The organism is Bradyrhizobium betae, assembly GCF_008932115.1.
GTDB classification, from domain to species: Bacteria; Pseudomonadota; Alphaproteobacteria; order Rhizobiales; family Xanthobacteraceae; genus Bradyrhizobium; species Bradyrhizobium betae.
The window spans coordinates 3445398-3464557 of the sequence record NZ_CP044543.1 but is presented as its reverse complement, the minus strand read 5'-3'; the positions used below and the strand labels follow the sequence as shown (position 1 = coordinate 3464557).

The following is a 19160-nucleotide window of genomic DNA, read 5'->3' as shown; positions in this document are numbered from 1 at the left end:
CGCTAGTACAACGGCTCCTCATACACCGGTTCGCCGTCGAGCAGCAGGCGCTTGATGGCGGCGCGGCCTGAGGGAAGCACGGAGGCGACGACCCGCAGCTTCTGCTGGTTGCGGGCCTGCTCGAGCGTCTTGCCCTCGCCTTCGGGCACGAAATAGCTTTCGAGCCCGTATTTGATCGTCAGCTTGTCGCAGAAGGTGCGACCGGACCCGCAGGAATAATTGACGCGGCCGCGGATCAGCACTTCAGGAGCCGTGACCGCGACAGGCGCGGCATGCACCGAGACGGCCTCGTAAAGCCCATTGGCATTGGGCGCGAGCTTGACGAACACGATTGGCTTGCGCTCGGGGGCCGGCGTGCCGGCGAGCGCGCCTGCCGGCAGTTGCGAGATGTCGTAGCGGAGCACGACATAGTCGCCGCGCAGGAGATCGCGCGGATCGACCGGCTGCGTCTGCAGGGTCACCTCACGTCCCTCGCGCAGGATCTGCATGCGATCGGCGACCATCAGGACCAGCAGCAGGCATTGCAGCAGGATGGCGGCGCCGAACAGCACGGCTTTCGGGATGCGCTGCCAGAGCCTTGCGACGGATGCGATCATCTCGTTCATCGCTCAGCCCTCGGCAACGCGCGATTGAGCGCGGTGGCAAACACGACGGCGACGATGCCGGCCGCGGCAAGGAAGGCCGAGCGGCGCAGCAGCGAGCCCTTCACCGCCCAGGTGATAGCAGCGATGACGCCGGCGATGCCGAGCCAGCCGGCGACGATGCGCGGACGGACATCATCGAGCATGCCGGAGACGACGAGGCACAGCATGGCGCAGAGCAGCGCGGCATAGGCGAACCAGGGCTCGCCGGCCGCGGAGGCCGGCCAGATCGGCGGCGCGAGCAGGACGAGCCCGATCGAACATCCCGCCAGAACTTCACCGGCGCGCCTGGTGAGCGCGGCGGACGCGAGGGCGAGGATCACGCCCGCAGCCCCGCACAGGATCGCCCACAACGGCTGGGCTGACTCGGTGCCGGTCCGGAAGCGGAAGAGGTCGTCGACCGTCGTCACCTCCAGGAAAGCGACCACGGCCAGCGCAAACGCGCCGTAGATCGACAGAACGCTCCCGAGCCGGAGCGTCCGCGGCGACGGCGCAGCCGCGATCGCGAGCCCGGCACCGAACAGCAGGGCCGCGCCGTTCGCGAGCACGAAGGACGGCTGGGCGCCGTCGAGGTCGAAGCGAACCGACGTCGCGATCCACCACGGCAGCACGGCCAGCGCGACGAGGTGGGCGGCGACGCGGGAATTCCACGCCAGCGCAAGCGCGGCGGCGATCAGCCAGACCATCACGAACAGAAGATGCAGCACATCCGGCGCATCATAGATGCGCATGCAGCTCCAGATGCAGGCGGCCACGAGGCCGACCGCGAGCGCGCCGCGCGAGCCAGTCAGCAGCGCCGTGGCGAACGCTCCGATCGACCACAGCAGCATGCCGCCGGCGAAGTCGTCGCCGAGATGATACATCTGGCCGACCAGCGCGATGCCGGCGCCGAAGATGATGGCGCCGATGCTGGCGCAGAGATCGGCCAGAACATCGCGGCCGGACGCTGCGAACCAAGCCCCGAGGGTGCCTGCGACGACCATCCCTGCGAGCAGGATCGCGAACCGCGCCAGCCGCGCGATCTCGGTCCAGTGCGCCGCGACGAAGGCCAGGAAGGCGGCGGCGATCAGCAGCCCGCCGACGATGCCGACGACCACCGCGATGTTGATGCCGGGCGCCAGCGGCGGCAGCGCATTGCGGATGGAGAGCGCAGCCGCCGGCGCGATCACGCCATCGGCCTCCCATTGCGCCAGATCAGCTTCGAGGCGCTGCCGGTAGGTCTTGTCGAACATCGTCGTGAATTACCTCGCTCCCAGCCGGCTGGCGGGATGCTGTTGGTCGGACCGTAGCGGTAGCAGGTTCAAGCTGGCACTGCTTTGCGGGAGCATTCGGCGACCGGATAACACAAATGTCGAAAACAACCCCATGCACAGTAGACGGCGGCTGCAAGATCAACGACTTAGGCGAGTCGATGCGCATGGAGTGATTATTGGTCTGCATCGGTGCTGGATCGCGCGATGGCCGACGCTCCGGCCGGGCTTCCAGGCGCCCTTTGGCGGTCGGCAGCGACAAGCGGCGATCGTCGTCGCGGCGAGTTTCGGATGACATCGCCCGTCGCTTGACTCGTCGGGCAAAACAGTGGCACTATGCCAAAATTCCGAAATACGTTGCTTCCCGTCTGATCCGGCCGTCCGCGTGTCGCCGCCGGCCGCGTTCGGATCGGCAGAGTTCTCGCCGGCCTCCCGAGGGCGACAGAGTGGCACGGTCGACGCTAGTTCGGACCTTTTGATTGCCCGGACTTTCGCCACCAAACAGTTCAGTTTAGTGCACTGTCACCGTAACACCCGGGGGCCGGACGACAAAAATTCGAAAACAACCCCATGCATCGTAGACGGGAATTGCAAGATCAATGGGTTAGGGGAGGGCTGGATCAGGTAGCTCGGTGGCCAAGCTGGCTTGACGGAACATACCGTGAACAACTATACATTCTGGGACGAATCGATGACAAGCTGTCAGTTGATTGTCCCAGGATGAAAAGCCATGCCCCGCTCGCATCACTCAGTCGAATTCGAAGCTCTTCGACTGAAGACGGGATTATCACGGGTCGAGACAGCCAGTCTCCTCGGCGTCACGGAGCGGACCGTCATTCGATATGAGAGCGGCGATTCTCGTCCTTCTCCGATCGCCTTGAAATGGCTTCAAGAGTACTTGGCAAGGATACCCGAAAAACGTCGACGACCGGCCACGTTCAGGTTCATCGATCTGTTCGCAGGTATCGGCGGCCTGAGGATCGGCTTCGATGCGATCGGGGGGCAGTGTGTATTCACGTCCGAGTGGGACAAGTATAGCCAAATCACGTACCGCGAAAACTTTGGCAGCGACCATCCGATCGCCGGAGACATCAGGGAATATTCAATGGACCCGGCACAGATACCAGCGCATGATGTGCTGCTCGCTGGCTTCCCCTGCCAACCGTTCTCGATTGCCGGCGTCTCCAAGAAAAACGCACTAGGGCGTCCGCACGGATTTCTTTGCGACACGCAGGGCACACTGTTTTTTGATCTCGCGCAGATCATCGCGCACCATAAGCCTTCGGTCTTCTTGCTGGAAAACGTGAAGAACCTCCAGCGGCACGACAAGGGGCGCACCTTTGCGACTATTGTGAATGTCCTCAGAAACGAGCTGGGCTACGAAATTCATCATCGTGTCGTCAGCTCTGCTCCTTGGGTCCCCCAGAAACGCGAACGCATTTTCATTGTAGGGTTCAAGACCGAAAGCAATTTCGATTTTGATCGACTCGTCATTCCTGAAGAAGGGCCGAAACTTGGTTCGATTTTAGACCCTAATGGAGCAGTCGACCCAAAATATACGCTGACTGCGCATCTCTGGAGATATCTGAAGGGGTACAAGGAAAAGCACGAGTCGAAAGGCAACGGATTCGGCTACAGCCTGTTCGGTCCAAATGATGTCGCCCGCACTCTTTCAGCCAGATACTTCAAGGACGGTTCAGAAGTCTTGATTGCCCAACAAGGCAACCGGCCGCGTCGCTTGACGCCACGCGAGTGCGCAAGGCTCATGGGCTTCCGTCACGTGGACGGGTCGGAATATCGGATCCCTGTTTCAGACACCCAAGCGTACAGGCAATTCGGGAACGCTGTGGTAGTGCCTGTCGTCGCGGCAATCGCTCAGTTGATGAAGCCTCACATTCTGGCTGCGGTCGAAAATCGGTCACATCGCAAGGCGACGCAGCAATCGGAATTGCCCTTTGTGAAGGAATCAGATCGAGCGTTTGTCTATGGTTGATGTCGTATCACCCGCGGTGCGAAGCCGGATGATGGCCGGCATCCGGGGCAAGAATACGAAGCCAGAATTGATTATCCGGCGAGGTCTTCATGCAAGGGGCTTTCGTTATGTTCTGCACGACAATCGTCTGCCGGGAAGGCCGGACCTGGTGTTTCCCAAGCATCGCGCCGTGATATTCGTCCACGGTTGCTTCTGGCACGGCCATTGTTGTCATTTGTTCAAATTGCCAAGTACGCGACGAGACTTCTGGCAAAAGAAGATCAACCGCAATCAACAAGTAGATCGTAACGCAATTGTCGCCATCAAGGACGCCGGTTGGCGCTACTGCGTTATTTGGGAATGCGGCCTCAAGGGACGCGAGGCCATGCCTGTCGACTTGCTCCTTGATCGATGTTCAAGCTGGCTTCGTTCAAAGCGACGCTCGTATGAGCTACTGGGAGCACGTGGAAGATGAAGCGGGGGTATCTTTCGGAGTATTTCGTAGGTGTCGCCGCAAAGACGTTGGCTGCGACCGAAGTTGACCCAGAGACTTCCCGTGGTCACGAATACCAAGGCGTTGACGCCTTCCGCGAGTTTCTTGGCTCACCCGATACCAAAAAGAAGATCGACGTTACGTACATTCGTTTGGATGATGACGAACCGCCGCTCAGGCTCGAACTCGACGGCACTTGGTATAACAGCCGAAAGAACCAGCCTCACCGAGAACCCGAATATCGGCTCTATTATCCGGCCACAGCGGAGGAAGTGGTTCGTAAGGCACGAGCTGGAGACACACTCTTCTTTTGCAAGCCGAAAGCTGGTCCACTATTGGCGATGAGTTGCGCCGCGGGCAGCGCAATTGAGCAACAACTTTGCTGGCTCTTCGGCCTGCACGCGACTGGCGATCGTTTCGGCGATAACAAGCGTGACCTGCGTCGAGAGCGTGGTCAGGAATTGTCCTTTACCGCCCGCTATATTCTCGAGCTGATCGAGATAGAAGCTATTATCACTGAGGACGAGTGGCTCGAAGCGATCCTAAAAAAGTTTGGCTCCAAATTTCCCTCGACAAGCCTGTTCTCCGAATTCGCGAGAAAGCACGCTCCCGAGACAAGCGTTCGAGACGATCCCGATCATGCTCTCACGACATGGATCGAATTCGAGGAAAGGCTATTCCGCACCTTGGAACGGCACATTGTATCGGAGCGACTGGCCAACGGCTTTATGTCAGGCAAGCAGGCCGATGTTGAGGGTTTCATCAAATTTTCCTTGAGCGTTCAGAACCGACGCAAGTCACGAGCCGGGTCGGCACTCGAAAATCATCTCGCCGCCATTTTTACAGCGAGAAAGCTCAAATTCGAAAGAGGGGTAAGGACTGAGAATAACAATAAGCCCGACTTTCTCTTTCCGGGTGCAAAAGAATATGCGTCATCAGCCTTTTCTGCGAATCGTCTCATGATGTTGGGAGCGAAGTCAACTTGTAAGGACCGCTGGCGTCAGGTTTTGACTGAAGCGAACCGGATCAAAAGGAAGCATCTTTTGACACTGGAGCCAGGAATCTCGGAGAATCAAACGTCGGAGATGCGCACCAAATCATTGCAGCTCGTCCTACCCAAGAATCTCCATGAAACCTACAAACCGGCTCAGCAAGGATATCTCCTAGCGCTATGCGAGTTTGTCAATCTGGTGGAAAAGGCCCAACGCTAAGTCGTCGTCCTAGCTTTTCGTCGCGGCTAAAGGCGGCTGTCCAGCATCTGCAGGAGCCGCATTGTGGACCACCCGGCTCTGCTGCTCCGGGCGCCCGATGGCGGTGTTGGACCGGTGCACCTTGATTCCCTATCCAGGCGCGGACGAGAATTATTGTTGGAGAGCGAATGCCGGCGGTCTTTAGCAGCGAGCTGTACGCGCTCCCCCGGCACGCACTACCCGCACGTTCGCGTTCAGACCGCCCGGCGTTGGCGCGACAGCTACACCAAACTTGCGGGAGCAGAGGAGCCGCCATGGACTTTGGAGCGCCTTAGCACGTCATTACGGCTGCGCGGCTGCCGCCGTCACAACACCCTTCGCCGCCGCTGCTTTCGGCGCGCTTTTCCACTTCGCGAACTCCTTTGGCAGCAGCGCCAGAAGACTGCCCGACGCCATGTTCTCGGAATCGAAAGTCAGATCAAACTGCTGCATGACCGCTGCAAGCCGGCGGACGCTTCCACCGGTATTCTTGCCGCCGGTTACGCCCCTTCGCGGCCGCCCCGTCACAGGGTCACAGTAGAGCCTGCTGGCTTCGGCAATGGTCCGGCGGCTCCCGACGAGAAACTGACGGCTTCCCAGCTGTTCCAAGATATCTCCGTGACGGCCGAGGCGATCGTCCTCTTCCCTGGACGCGAGCAGAAATAGCCGCGCATCTTCTCCATGCTGATGGACAGTCTGCCACGCCGACCGCACGAGCTGTCGGTAGTAATGCCGAAAATCCCTCGATAGAATGTACCTGTACTCCTTTTCAGGCTTGCGATGGCCGTTACCGTCAGGCGGACAAAGCTGGTCAAACCAGAGGAGGGCGAGCGCCGTCCAGAGACCGCGATCACGCGCGAGCGATGCGGGCTCCAACGACGCGAGCAGTGTGTTCAGATATTTTCCGAACTCATACCTGTCCTTGAATACGAATTTTTCCGCAATGATCGCAGCGCCGAGCGGCGCCGAAGTTTCCGGACTGGTCAGGAGATGCAGGGGAAGCGCTCCGCTGGCTCCCCCGGCAATCCAGTCGCCGAACTGCAAGATTCCTTCTTCATTCAAGCGCCTGAGTTGCATCATGCACCTCCCTCGACCATCGTGCGAATGGCCTGAACAAATCCGTGGGCCTCGCAGAATTTCCTTATCGTTGCCTCCACCCAGCTAGCCCGATCCTCATCACCAATCTCGGAAAGCTCGTCGTCAATGCCGAAGCTCTCGCGCAGGTACCGCAACCACATCCCGCGCCAGTCTTCCTCGTCGTCATCGTCTGGGGTGTTATCAACAACCAGCCGCTCAAGCACCACCCGGAGCGCCGCGGGCAGAATCGCTCCCCGCAGGAACGGATTTTCCAAGAGCCTGTGCTTGAAGCCCGGCACACGGTAGTTGAGCAGCAGCCATGGACCGCTGTCGTCGATCTCCACGCGCCAGACTTCATCCCCGAGATCGCTTTCCCGGATCGGAAATATGCTGCGCTTGCCTTCCTCATTGTCGTTACCCGCCGAGCGGATGCGGTCTGCCGAGCCGAGAAGCTTTCCGCCACCGCCTGCCTCGACGACCTTCAGACGGAAAAGGGTAGTGGTGTCTCGATCCAGTTCGTTCAGATGCAGCACGGCTGGGATGTTCGGCGTACCGACCGTCCCGCAGTTGAAGCGCATCCCAAAAGACCCTTGATAGGCTTCGAGTACAATTCCGGACTGATCCGGAAATCCGAGACCCTGAAGGTCGAAGCGGGCCGTCGCGGCCTGCGGTGCCCCGTCCTCGGCGTTCGCAATGCGGATATCGACGCGCTCGCGCTGTATCCGCTTGCGGCCAGTCGAGTTGATACGCTTTTTTGCAGTTGCCATCAGACAGTCCTCGCATCAACGAGCAGATCGCGATTCTCGTCAAAGCCGGACACGGTGAGCCCGAAGTCCGGCGATGCCACTAGGAGACGCAGCTTATTCGAACGCACGGGCGTTACGTCCGCGTTCTTCAGCTCGATCTCCAGCTCCCCCTCGTTCAGGTCAAAGTCGAGCCGGCTGTGCGCTTTGAATCCGTCTCCGCGCACAATGTCGTAGGCGACCCGGACATCGACGGTCTTCGGGTAGGTCCAAGCTGAAGCGCCCGGCCCCGGCGCAATCGTGAAACCGCCCTTGCGCGACTGGATGCTGATTGCCTTCGCCCGCTTCGGAAGGACCGGCACGACGACTTTCACGCGCTTCTTCGGTCCCTGCACAGAGCGCGCCTTGTCGGCCAGCGAGAAGAAATCGACAAGTGCATCACGGTCTTCCTGCTCGACGCGCTCGGCAACAAGGGAATACAGGTCCCGAAGCGCGTAACGGACATGTCGCAGGGTCTGCGCTGGCGAACGCCACCGCTGCGAAAGCTTCTCGGCATTGGCGTTCCAAGCCGTATGAGCAGGGTTCTCCGCGTCGCCGAGAAAGTCGACTATATCGCCGTCCGATGCGACCATGGCCCCGTACGCGTGTGTGCCGCTGAAGTACCTGTTCTCGCCAGGTACCGTGATTGCCCCTCTTACGAACAGAGCAAACGGCTTCTCGCCGTCCGGCAGTGGCTTCAGGAACAGATCGATGAAGCTGTTCGCATCACCACCGGCCTTCGGCTTCAGGCGGACAGGCACTCGCACGTGAAGAAGCTTGTGCGCCGCGAACGCCGACTTCATCGACGCGATGTCCGCTTCGACGAAATTTGAAACTGCCAGCCCGTTACCGTTGATTGCACCCTGCGCGTTGACCGGCGGAGTGGCACCGAGCCTGTTGCTGACTTCTTCAACGAAGCCGAGAGGAATTCGAGCACCAGCCGCGCCGCCACCGCTCGAAGTCGCCGCCGCGACCTTATGAAACGTCTTGTCGTCGATCAGGACACTCCCGACCTCGACCACGAGACGTCCGGCAAGGATCGGAAAGTAGTAGTTCCTCACCACACCGCCGATGATCGACTGCTCGGTGATGTCCTGGTTGGGATAGGGAATCGCGATCGAAAGACCCGTCTCGGTCGTCCGCGCGATCCCGAGCAGTGCGCGCATCGCCTGCACCGTGCCCGCGTCACTCACCGGATGCTGGAGCCTGTCGATCCCGCGTGCACCGAACCAGAAACCGTGCGCGGCACGCCGTTTGCCGCCGAACACGTGGTTCGAGAGCACAGCTTGGCCCATGAACAGGGGCGCGGCATCACCCGAGCGAAGTGTCAGTCCGAAAAACGACCTGATCTGCGAGGACGTAGAGAACACAAGCTTGCCGAGACCCCAGCGGCCGCCCTGCTTGCCTCCCTTCCCAGACTTGCCGTGGCGCCGCCAGAAATTGTGGAAGTTTTCTCCATCAAGCGCTTCGGGGTTGCCCGTCAACCCGCGCGTGTTGAAATCTTCGATGACGAGAACCCGCACGCTCGCTTGGTCGATGGCGGAGGCGTCGACGCCACAGACCTGTAGGTGCGGGCGAAGGTTCGCAAAGAGGGAACCGAGCTGCTGCGTCTGGTTCTGTCCGAGACTGCGGATCGCAAAGCGCACCTTTACCGCACCCGCCCCGGCCGGCGCGTCGGTCGAGTTCTGAATCACCTCCCGAACCAGCGCTTCCGCCAGTTCAACGTCATCATTATTAAACTGGTCGCGCTGCGTTGGCTCTTGTTCGACAAGCGACGCGGGCAACTCTTCAAATTCCCAGTCAGCCATTAATCATCTCCCAGCTTGAAATCACTGTCGCGGCTTCCGCCGTCTTCGCCGAAGCGCTGTTTCGCTGCGTCGGTGGCTTTCTGGATCGCGCGGAACATCTTCTTCACGTCGCTCTCGTCAAACTCGTAAGCGCCCCTGTTAGAAAGATTGCCGATCAAGCGAATGTCCTGAATGGCGCGGTTTACTCGCGCCTCAGCCAGCTTCACGAATTTTTCGCGCTTTTCGCTCACGCCAACCTCAACGGTATTGATTACATAGAAAAGAAATCAAAATCTTGAGCCATATGTTAGCAAAATATCTGATATGTTATCAACATTTGAAATATATTGCGAATAATTTGCCGATAACATACTAATATATATAGATTATCTAAAAATTATTGAACTTACTTATGTGCCTGAGCAACACTTTTCGACCGGTCGGCGGTGTCCTAGGTTGGTCCTTTGCCGGAATACCAATTCAAATTCTTGCCCCGCTCGTCATTGCCGCAATCGAGAACTTTCGAACTCGTTGGTCAGCGCTTCTGAGCATCGAGTCGTATTCGGTGTTCGAGCCGCCGGCTTGGCAATCCGTGAAGGCCGTTGCTCGCCCCAATGCTCAAAGCATAAATGACGACTACCTATATCGGCCGGTCGCCGCCTGCACGCCGCGCTACGGCAAGAGATAGCTAAGTTTCTTGGAGTCGCCGCTGAGCTAGCGTGGCCATACGCCTTCGGACGAAGAGTGGTAGGCCACCATCGATCTTATTAATGCGGCGCTCGCATTGCCGCTTCTGCGTCTATGCATGCTCACGCTGCGCACTAGGCCGCATGACGGTAAGCCGGATGTTCGTGCCGCTTAGCCAATGCAAACCTGTGAGTGCTGGCCGCACTCGAACCGGTAGCGAATAAAATAAGCAGTTTCTTCATCAACTGCGAAGCGTGGGCGAAAATATGGGCCGTCGAACCACCCACGTCCGAAGCCCTGAACTGTACGACTGTTAGACCTGAATGGCGGAGAGGGAGGGATTCGAACCCCCGATAGGCTTGCACCTATGCCGCATTTCGAGTGCGGTGCATTCAACCACTCTGCCACCTCTCCTGAAGGCGCCATGGTAGGGGCAGGGCCCCTGTGGTTGGGGGCGTTAATAGGCGAGGATGGCTGGCCAGACAAGGCGCGAAAGGGGAAAATCCGCCGCCTTCCAGCCCCGCACCAGTTGAATTCGTGTTTGACGCGTTTTCCTGGCGCGAACCGGGGTCCACTTCGCTTGAAAACGCTTCTAGCCGGGAGGAACTGCCGTGGAGCACCTGACCATCAAGGCCAATGGCGCTGATTTCCATCTGGTCCGGGCTGGAAGCGGCAAACCGCTGCTTTTGCTGCATGGTTGGCCGGAATTCTGGCTGACCTGGGAGCCGGTGATATCGAGGCTTTCGGACCGCTTCATGCTGATCGCGCCCGATCTGCGCGGCTTCGGCGACAGCGACAAGCCGGATGGGCCTTTTGGTCCGGACGGCCATGCCGCGGACATGCTGGCGGTGATGGACGGGCTCGGCATCGAGCGATTCGGGGTGGTCGGCCACGACGTCGGCGGCGCCGTGATTCAGCCGCTGGCCCGGCAGGCGCCCGGGCGGCTGGCGGGGCTGTTCTTCTTCGATTTCGTCTATCCCGGCATCGGGCCGCGCATGGCGGCGCCTGATCGGCTCAACCACATCTGGTACCAGTCCTTCCACCAGATGGAGATGGCGCCGCAGCTTGTCGGCGCGAGCCGCGAGAGCTGCCGGCTCTATATCAGCCACTTCCTCAAGGGCTGGGCGCATCGCAAGAACGCCTTCGACGACGTGCTCGACGACTTCGCCGACAATTTCTTCAGAGAAGGCAACCTCGCCGGCGGCTTTGCGCATTATCGCGCGTCCCATGCCGGGCGGGTCGCGATGATGAAGGGCGAGGCGCCCAGGCTGCCACCGATCGACGTGCCAACCTGCGTGCGCTGGGCCGAGCACGATCCGCTGTTTCCCTATGCCTGGACCGACCGGCTGGGCGAGACGTTCAGCGATGCCGATGTTGCGATGTTTCCCGATGTCGGACACTTCCCGCATCGGGAAGATCCGGATCGCGCGGCCGCGGAGATCGCGGCGTTTTTTCAACGGATCGGCTGGAGCTGAAGACAGGGTGGGACCGCCAGACGCGGTAAACACTGGCGGTCCCGTGCCGCTCATTGAAATACTGGCTGGGAAGGGCGGCTTCGCCGGCCAGGTGAGGCGACGGTTCGACCGTAGCGTGCGCCCTGTGCGCCGCAACGCAATCCGTCCCTTAACCTAACCAGTCAAGGTTACTCCTTGTCTGACTTGCTGCTTTCCTTGCCCTTTTTCTTCCCGTTCTCCGAGGACTCTTTCCCGTTGCCATTGCCGCTGTCCTTGCGGCGGTTGGTGAAGCGGGCATTGCCGAGGCCGGTGCCGATGGTCAGCACGCCCCAGCGGTCGATATCCTGCATGAACGGGACCTCGGAGAGGCCCTGAACCACGCCGTCATTGTGCATCAGGATCGCGGTGTCGTGCTCGCCGATCTCCGGGATGCCCTCGATCAGGCTCGCCGGCAGGTTGAACTTGCTGCTCTCCCAATTGCCCGGCAGGTTCTGCGCGCCCTTCTCGATCGAGCCGTCCTCGTTGATCACGCCCGGACAGGCGATGCCGATGAAGGGCGCGAGCTTGAAGCCGTCCTTCTCGGCTTCGGTGATCAGCCCTTTCAGCATCTTGGTGAGCCGCTTCACCGCGCCTTCGCGGGTCGGCTCGTCGTCGGCATGGCGCCACAGCTCGGATTTCACGACCTTGGCCTTCGACAGGTCTTTTGCCTTCTTCCAGCTGGTTTCCACCAGGCCGCAGCGGATATTGGTGCCGCCGATGTCGACCGCGAGGATGCTGTCATGGGCCTCGAAGATCCATGACGGCGCCAGATGCAGCGCGCCGATCAGGCCGGCTTCATCGGGATGGGCGCGGATCGGCACCATGTCGATCTTGAAATCCTCGGCCTTCAGGATGATCTGGGTCCGCGCGATGGCGAGCTCGCCGAGCCTGGAATCGCGAAAGCCGCCGCCGACCACGATGCGTTCGGTCTTGCCCCAGGCCTTGGTCTTGAGGAAGCGGCGGGTGACGTAAGCCAGCTCCTGGGCAAAATCCTCGATCGCGCTGTGCACCACCGCGGAGGCCTCGGTGTCGTCGCCGACCAGGATGGCGTCCAGCGTCTTCTTGCTGATCTCGTCCGACGGCTCCTTGCCGAACGGATCCTCGCCGGTCTTGCGCAGCGGCTTGCGCCAGCGGTCGAGGATTTTTCGGAACGCGCCCTTGCTGGCGCGGTCACCGAGAAAACCATCCTCGTCCTTCATCTCGATGTTGAAGCTGTCGACGTCCACCGACGGCAGCCGCTCGGCGCCGTGATGGGCGATGCCCGTCGTCGTTTTGACCAACTCGTCCGTTGCCATGGAAGCCCTTGCCCGGTTACCTGTTCCGGCCGGGACAACGGCGCGGGAACCCGTTGGTTGCAGCGCGGACCGAGATTCGATCGCAGGCCCGAGAGACGGCCAAATCCTTCAAATCCGGGCCGTTTTCGCCCGGTTTTCCTTGACTCCCCGGGATCGGCGGCTATAAGTCCCACAACCGGCGCGGGGCGTTTCTCGCGCCGCTTGTTTTTGCGCGGTTTTTCAAAGGGATAACTCCCGCCCGCACAAAACTCGCAATAAACCCATCGCGACTGACAAAAAGCCGGCCCCGACAAACTGTCGCGAGGCCGGGAATGAACACGAAGGAAAACAACGATGTTCGCAGTCATCAAAACCGGCGGCCGGCAGTACCGCGTCGTTCCGGATGATGTCCTGGAAGTAGGCAAGATCGAAGGCGAAGTCGGCTCGATCATCCAATTGACTGAAGTTCTGGTGGTCGGCGGCGACACGCCGATCCTGGGTCTGCCGACGGTTGCCGGTGCATCCGTGGCCGTCGAGGTGCTCGACCACAAGCGCGGACCGAAGGTCATCGCGTTCAAGAAGCGCCGCCGCAAGAATTCGCGCCGCAAGCGCGGCTACCGCGACGAGATCACGGTGCTGCGCATCAGCGAGATCCTGACCGACGGCGCCAAGCCCACCAAGGGGCCGCGTCCGAAGCGGGAGAAGGTCGTCAAGGAGACGGCCAAGGAAGAAGCCGACGCCGCATAAATTGATCACGCCAATTCACGAATTGATGCGTGAGAAATTGTGAAATGATTCCGTCAAGGAATTGATCTAGAACTACGCAGGATTTGGAGACGAGCCATGGCTCACAAAAAAGCAGGCGGTTCATCGCGCAACGGTCGCGATTCCAAGGGCAAGCGCCTCGGGATCAAGGCGTTCGGCGGGGAAGTCGTCATTCCCGGCAACATCATTGCGCGTCAGCGCGGCACCACCTGGCATCCCGGCCTTAATGTCGGCATGGGCACGGACCACACTCTGTTCGCCAAGATCGAGGGTCGCGTCACGTTCCAGGCCAAAGCCAACGGCCGCACCTTTGTATCGGTACTCCCGCTCGCAGAGGCGGCTGAATAGACGGTGGATCAAATTTGGAGTCCGCCGGGTCCTTAGACCGAACCGGCGGAGTCCTTGAGATCATAGCGATCGAAGGCTCCAGGGGAGGCAGGGAAACCGGCCTCCCCTTTCGTCTGACGAGTTCACTTTTGACTTGGTGACTTTGACGGAGCCGGACATGTTGCAGGATTTCTCGAGCGCGACCTTGGCTGAGGCGAGACCAAGCGTCGTCGCCACCGAACGACTGACCTTGCGGCGGCCGACCCTCGCCGACGTCAGGACCATCGCCCGCCTCGCCAACGACCGCCGCGTCGCCGAAAACACCCGCCGGCTGCCGCATCCCTATTCGCAGGACGACGCCGTCGTATTCATCCGCGCCACCGCCGCGCTCGGAGCTGAGACCGCGTTCCTGATCGAGCACGACAGCGGGCCGGTCGGCATGGTCGGCATCGATTGCTCCACGCCAGGCAATGCCGAGCTCGGCTACTGGCTCGGCGTCGAGCATTGGGGCCAGGGCATCGCCACCGAGGCCGCGCGCGGCGCGATCGACTTCTTCTTCGAGGAGTTCGAGGACGATCATCTTTACGCCGGCGCGCGCGTCACCAACCCGGCCTCGCGCAACGTGCTGGAGAAGTGCGGCTTCCAGTGGAGCGGCGTGCAGCTGCACCGCTTCCTGGCGCTGGGCTCCTCGACGCCGGTCGATTGCTTCCGGCTGTCACGCGGGGTGTGGGCTTCGTTGAAGAGCTGGAGCAGCGCGCGGCGCGTGAGGTAGGCGGAGGCGCGCCACATAAACAGCTGTCGTCCCGGGGCGCGACGAAGTCGCGAGCCCGGGATGACGGGGGCGTTTACACCGGCGGATTCACGTCCGCGCTCGGGCGTCCCAGATCGCGCTCGCGCAGATAGATATAGAACCCGGCGCCGATGATGATGGCGGCGCCGACGATGGTGGCGACCTGCGGGACGTCGCCGAACACGACGAAGCCGAAGATCACGGCCCAGACGATCATCGAATATTGATAGGGCACCACGACGCTGGCCGGCGCCAGCTTCAGCGAGCGGTTGACGCAGAACAGCGCGGTGACCGAAATGAGCCCGGCCATCGCGAAGATCACGAGGCTGCCGGATGTCGGCGGCACCCAGTTGAAGGCCGACAGCACGGCGCCGAGCAGGAACGTGCCGACGAATTGCGAGGATGCCATCACGATGTCGGGCGTCTTGCGCAGGCTGCGCGTGATCAGCATCAAGGTCGCAAACGACAGGCTGCCGCCGAGCGCGATCAGGGCCGGCAGGCTGACGGTCTGCGCCGACGGCCGCAGCGCGATCAGCACACCGCAGAAGCCGATCAGGATCGCGGTCCAGCGCCGCCAGCCGACCTTCTCGCGCAGGACAATCGCCGACATCGCGGTGACGAAGATGGGGCCGGCGAGATAATAGGTGATGACGTCGGCGAGCGGCAGATAGACCGTCGCGAGGAAGAACGCCGCCACTTCCAGCGTCGACAGCACGACGCGAAACAGCTGCAGGCGCGGCCGCTCCAGATGCAGGAACTGATGACGCTGCTTCCAGATCATCGGCAGCAGCAGCAGCAGCGCCGCGCAGGCGCGCAGGAACAAGAGCTGCCCCACCGAATAAGTCCCGACCAGGAACTTGCCCATGGCATCGCCGAACGAGAACATGAAGATCGACAGCACCATCAGCGCAATGCCGGCAAGGCGCGCGGAGCGCTCGTCATAGGCGGAGAGGTTTTTGAAGAGGGGCATTGGCGCCGTTTTAATCGTGCTGGCGCCCGCGACAAGCCCACGCAAGACGAATTGAACGGATTGTCGCACTCTTCGCGTCGCGGTAGCGATAGGCGCCTGCGAACGAAAGAGATGGACATGACCGACTTCGACCCTGCCCAGCATCGCATGATCCCCGCGCAACGCTGGTTTGAGGATTTCGTCGTCGGCGAACGCTTCGTGATCCCGAGCCGCACCCAGACCCCGGCGGTGTTCGCAGCGTTCCAGACCGCGAGCGGCGACACCCATCCGGTGCACTACGATGTCGAATATTGCCGCAGCCGCGGCATGCCGCATCTGCTGGCCCACGGCTTCCAGACCCTGATCCACACCGCGCCCGGCGCCGGCCTGTTTCCGTTCATGGTCGAGGATTCCCTGGTCGGCTTCCTCGAGCAATCGAGCCGGTTCCTTAAACCCGTGTTCGCCGACGACACCATCTACCCCGCGCTCGAGGTCACCGAACTGGTGCCGGGACGCACGACCGGCGTGGTGACGCTCAAAAGCACCGTGTTCAACCAGCGCAAGGAGCTGGTGCTGGAGGGGATGCAGAAATTCCTGATCCGGCGCCGGCCTGCCTGACGTCATCCCGGGTTAAGCAAGGGCCGATATTCGCGGAAATTCGGCCGATTCACGGGTAAGCCCGGGTTGCCGCGCGGGACCGGCTGGCCTACCTATGGCCCATGAAATTCCTCGACGAAGCAAAGGTCTATATCCGCTCCGGTGACGGCGGGAACGGCTGCGTGGCGTTCCGCCGCGAGAAGTTCATCGAATTCGGCGGTCCCTCCGGCGGCAATGGCGGCCGCGGCGGCAATGTCATCATCGAGGTCGCGGACGGCCTCAACACGCTGATCGACTACCGCTACCAGCAGCATTTCAAGGCCCAGAAGGGCGAGAACGGTTCAGGCTCGGACCGCCACGGCGCCAACGGCAAGTCGATCGTGCTGAAAGTGCCCCTGGGCACGCAGATCTTCGACGAGGACCGCGAGACCCTGATCCACGACTTCACCGACGTCGGCGAGAAATTCGTGCTCTCCGAGGGCGGCAATGGCGGCTTCGGCAACGCGCATTTCAAGTCGTCGACCAATCGCGCGCCGCGCAACGCCAATCCCGGCCAGCCCGGCGAGGAGCGCTGGATCTGGCTGCGGCTGAAGCTGATCGCGGATGCCGGCCTGGTCGGCCTGCCCAATGCAGGCAAGTCGACCTTCCTCAGCAAGGTCAGCGCCGCCAAGCCGAAGATCGCCGACTATCCCTTCACCACGCTGCATCCGCAGCTCGGCGTCGTGAATGCCGACGGCCGCGAATTCGTGCTGGCGGACATTCCCGGCCTGATCGAAGGCGCGCATGAAGGCACCGGCCTCGGCGACCGCTTCCTCGGCCATGTCGAACGCTGCCGCGTGCTGCTGCATCTGGTCGACGCGACCTGCGAACATGCCGGCAAGGCCTACAAGACGGTTCGCAAGGAGCTCGACGCCTATGGCGGGCTGCTGACCGACAAGATCGAGATCGTCGCGCTGAACAAGATCGACGCGGTCGAGCCGGACGAGCTGAAGAAACAGAAGGACCGGCTCAAGCGCGCCGCCAAGAAGACGCCGCTGCTGATGTCAGGCGCGACCGGAGAGGGCGTCAAGGAAGCGCTACGCGCGCTGGTGGATGTGATCGGCGAGGCCCCGGTGTCCGCCAAGGCCAAGAGCACGGCTGAAGCGGAGCCCTGGTCGGCCTAGACTCCCTCAGCGGTCGTCCCTGCGAACGCAGGGACCCATACCGCGTGATCTATCCGTTGCGGTTGCTCACAGTACCGCGTGACCAGTCTTCGCCAAACCTCTCCCTGTGGTTATGGGTCCCCGCGTGCGCGGGGACGACAGCGGAGTGTGAGGCCGAGGGCACGCGCGTCACTGGCATGTTGTCATCGCGGCTCTGATAGCGCAGCATTGAAAGATCAAGAAACGGCAGGGACAGGGCATGGCGCGCGCGAAGAACGTTCTCTGGATCATGTGCGACCAGCTTCGTTATGACTATCTCGGCTGCACCGGCCATCCCACCCTGAAGACGCCGAACATCGACGCCATGGCGAGGCGCGGCGTGCTGTTCAGCAAGGCCTATGTGCAGTCGCCGATCTGCGGGCCGTCGCGGATGTCGTTCTACACCGGCCGCTACATGCGCTCGCACGGCTCGCACTGGAACGGCTGGCCGCTGCGCGTCGGCGAGCCCACGCTCGGCGATCATCTCAAGAAAATCGGCGTGCGCAACGTGCTGGTCGGCAAGACCCACATGGCGCCCGACCTCGAAGGCATGAAGGCGCTCGGCATCCCGCCGGAATCGATGATCGGCGTGCATGTCGCCGAATGCGGGTTCGAACCTTACGAGCGCGACGACGGCCTGCATCCAACCGGACGGCCGCGGCCGAAATACGACGAATATCTGCGACAGCAGGGATATGAGGCCACCAATCCCTGGGAGCATTGGGCGAACTCGGGCGCAGCGGACGACGGTAGCTTGCACAACGGCTGGCTGCTGGTGCACGCCGACAAGGCCGCGCGCGTGCCGGACGAGCATTCCGAGACGCCCTACATGACGCGCCGCGCGATGGACTTCATCGGCGAGGCCGAGACCGACGGCAGGCCGTGGTGCCTGCATCTGTCCTACATCAAGCCGCACTGGCCCTACATCGCGCCAGAGCCCTATGCGAGCATGTACTCGACATCAGACATGATCCCGGTGATCCGCTCCGAGCGCGAGCGGCAGAATCCGCATCCGGTGTTCGGCGCCTATATGGACATGCGCTACTCCCGTAACATGGCGCGTGACGATGCCCGGGAGAAAGTGATCCCGACCTATATGGGCCTGATCACCCAGATCGACGACCAGATGGGCGTGCTGATGACGTTTCTGGAAGCGCGCGGCCTGCTGGACACCACGATGATCGTATTCACGTCCGATCATGGCGATTATCTCGGTGATCACTGGATGGGCGAGAAGGACCTGTTCCACGAACAGTCGGCGAAGATTCCGCTGATCGTCATCGATCCGTCCAGCCAAGCCGATGCGACGCGCGGCACGCGCAGCGATGCGCTGGTGGAGGCCATCGACCTCGCGCCGACCTTCGTCGATTATTTCGGCGGCAAGGTGCCGGGCCACATCCTCGAAGGCCGTTCGCTGCTGCCGCTGCTGCGCGGCCCGACACCGGGCGACTGGCGCAAGGTCGCGTTCTCCGAATACGACTATGCCATGCAGGACGTGCGGCTGAAGCTGAACCCGCCGATCGAGCGCTGCCGCCTGTTCATGGTGTTCGACGGCCGCTGGAAATACATCCACGCCTCCGGCTTCCGTCCCATGCTGTATGATCTCGAAACCGATCCGGACGAATTTCTGGATCGCGGCGACGATCCGGAATGCGCCGGCATCATCGCGCGGTTGAAAGCGGAGCTGTTCGACTGGGCGCTGCATCCGAGCGGCCACATTACCACGCCGCGCGAGAAGATCGCGGCTTATGCCGACAACCAGCTCCAGGTGAAGGGCGGGATTTTGATCGGCATCTGGGACGAGCAAGAACTGGCATCGATCAAAGAGGGGATCGAACAGCGCGCAAAGATGTGAGTTGCTCTTCG

General features: G+C 61.4%; 18 protein-coding genes and 1 tRNA gene. 10 read left to right on the top strand and 9 right to left on the bottom strand.

Translation table 11 applies throughout. From position 1 onward, the window contains the following. Positions 1-2: 2 nt before the first annotated feature. Together F8237_RS16555 and F8237_RS16550 are read right to left on the bottom strand one after the other, a co-directional pair. Positions 3-605, bottom strand: coding sequence for a GDYXXLXY domain-containing protein (locus F8237_RS16555; protein ID WP_151646259.1), 603 nt, complete (start codon positions 603-605; stop codon positions 3-5). Then, positions 602-1873, bottom strand: coding sequence for a DUF2157 domain-containing protein (locus tag F8237_RS16550; protein ID WP_151646257.1), 1272 nt, complete (start codon positions 1871-1873; stop codon positions 602-604). The genes F8237_RS16555 and F8237_RS16550 overlap by 4 nt, the downstream gene beginning before the upstream one ends. 748 nt (positions 1874-2621) lie before the next feature. On the opposite strand from F8237_RS16550, the gene dcm reads away from it, so the two are divergent. The 3 genes from dcm to F8237_RS16535 are packed head-to-tail and all read left to right on the top strand — an operon-like array spanning position 2622 to position 5567. Next, a complete protein-coding gene (dcm, locus tag F8237_RS16545) occupies positions 2622-3884 on the top strand; it encodes a DNA (cytosine-5-)-methyltransferase (RefSeq protein WP_151646255.1) in 1263 nt (420 codons plus the stop codon). Further along, positions 3877-4338, top strand: coding sequence for a very short patch repair endonuclease (locus F8237_RS16540; protein ID WP_151646254.1), 462 nt, complete (start codon positions 3877-3879; stop codon positions 4336-4338). The genes dcm and F8237_RS16540 overlap by 8 nt, the downstream gene beginning before the upstream one ends. Continuing rightward, positions 4335-5567 carry a type II restriction endonuclease gene (locus tag F8237_RS16535; RefSeq protein WP_151646253.1) on the top strand — a complete coding sequence of 411 codons (1233 nt, stop codon included), beginning with the start codon at positions 4335-4337 and terminating at the stop codon, positions 5565-5567. Before F8237_RS16540 ends, F8237_RS16535 begins: the two co-directional genes overlap by 4 nt. Before the next feature lie 321 nt (positions 5568-5888). Here the strand turns inward: F8237_RS16535 and F8237_RS16530 are convergent, their stop codons facing one another. From F8237_RS16530 to F8237_RS16510, 5 genes are all read right to left on the bottom strand, one after another. Beyond that, the gene (locus tag F8237_RS16530) at positions 5889-6665 is read right to left on the bottom strand and encodes a hypothetical protein (RefSeq protein ID WP_151646252.1); all 777 of its coding nucleotides are present in this window, start codon (positions 6663-6665) and stop codon (positions 5889-5891) included. Then, entirely contained in the window at positions 6662-7429 is a 768-nt protein-coding gene (locus F8237_RS16525) for a hypothetical protein (RefSeq protein ID WP_151646251.1), read from the bottom strand. Before F8237_RS16525 ends, F8237_RS16530 begins: the two co-directional genes overlap by 4 nt. After that, on the bottom strand, positions 7429-9252 hold the full coding sequence (locus F8237_RS16520; protein ID WP_151646249.1) for a hypothetical protein: 1824 nt from the start codon (positions 9250-9252) through the stop codon (positions 7429-7431). Before F8237_RS16520 ends, F8237_RS16525 begins: the two co-directional genes overlap by 1 nt. Further along, positions 9252-9482: a hypothetical protein gene (locus F8237_RS16515; RefSeq protein ID WP_151646248.1), complete on the bottom strand. Its 231-nt coding sequence runs from the start codon at positions 9480-9482 to the stop codon at positions 9252-9254. The genes F8237_RS16520 and F8237_RS16515 overlap by 1 nt, the downstream gene beginning before the upstream one ends. A gap of 760 nt (positions 9483-10242) precedes the next feature. Then, a tRNA-Ser gene (locus F8237_RS16510) sits at positions 10243-10332 on the bottom strand. Positions 10333-10529: 197 nt separating this feature from the next. Here F8237_RS16510 and F8237_RS16505 point away from each other — a divergent pair. Then, positions 10530-11393 carry an alpha/beta fold hydrolase gene (locus tag F8237_RS16505; RefSeq protein ID WP_151646246.1) on the top strand — a complete coding sequence of 288 codons (864 nt, stop codon included), beginning with the start codon at positions 10530-10532 and terminating at the stop codon, positions 11391-11393. A 167-nt stretch (positions 11394-11560) separates the two neighbouring features. On the opposite strand, the gene F8237_RS16500 is transcribed toward F8237_RS16505, so the two are convergent. Continuing rightward, positions 11561-12706: an ROK family protein gene (locus F8237_RS16500; RefSeq protein ID WP_151646244.1), complete on the bottom strand. Its 1146-nt coding sequence runs from the start codon at positions 12704-12706 to the stop codon at positions 11561-11563. Positions 12707-13039: 333 nt separating this feature from the next. Here F8237_RS16500 and rplU point away from each other — a divergent pair, with 333 nt between their 5' ends. From rplU to F8237_RS16485, 3 genes are all read left to right on the top strand, one after another. Beyond that, the gene (gene rplU, locus F8237_RS16495; protein ID WP_151646242.1) at positions 13040-13432 is read left to right on the top strand and encodes a 50S ribosomal protein L21; all 393 of its coding nucleotides are present in this window, start codon (positions 13040-13042) and stop codon (positions 13430-13432) included. A 96-nt stretch (positions 13433-13528) separates the two neighbouring features. Then, entirely contained in the window at positions 13529-13798 is a 270-nt protein-coding gene (gene rpmA / locus F8237_RS16490; protein ID WP_008137923.1) for a 50S ribosomal protein L27, read from the top strand. A gap of 157 nt (positions 13799-13955) precedes the next feature. Next, a complete protein-coding gene (locus F8237_RS16485) occupies positions 13956-14549 on the top strand; it encodes a GNAT family N-acetyltransferase (protein ID WP_162006077.1) in 594 nt (197 codons plus the stop codon). Between the two features lie 73 nt (positions 14550-14622). On the opposite strand, the gene F8237_RS16480 is transcribed toward F8237_RS16485, so the two are convergent. Continuing rightward, the gene (locus tag F8237_RS16480; protein WP_151646240.1) at positions 14623-15537 is read right to left on the bottom strand and encodes a DMT family transporter; all 915 of its coding nucleotides are present in this window, start codon (positions 15535-15537) and stop codon (positions 14623-14625) included. A gap of 117 nt (positions 15538-15654) precedes the next feature. Here F8237_RS16480 and F8237_RS16475 point away from each other — a divergent pair, with 117 nt between their 5' ends. From F8237_RS16475 to F8237_RS16465, 3 genes are all read left to right on the top strand, one after another. Next, entirely contained in the window at positions 15655-16134 is a 480-nt protein-coding gene (locus F8237_RS16475) for a MaoC family dehydratase (protein WP_162006076.1), read from the top strand. Between the two features lie 101 nt (positions 16135-16235). Continuing rightward, positions 16236-17276: a GTPase ObgE gene (obgE, locus tag F8237_RS16470; protein ID WP_151646236.1), complete on the top strand. Its 1041-nt coding sequence runs from the start codon at positions 16236-16238 to the stop codon at positions 17274-17276. 238 nt (positions 17277-17514) lie between these two features. Further along, positions 17515-19149: an alkaline phosphatase family protein gene (locus tag F8237_RS16465; RefSeq protein ID WP_151646234.1), complete on the top strand. Its 1635-nt coding sequence runs from the start codon at positions 17515-17517 to the stop codon at positions 19147-19149. The last annotated feature ends 11 nt before the right edge of the window (positions 19150-19160 follow it).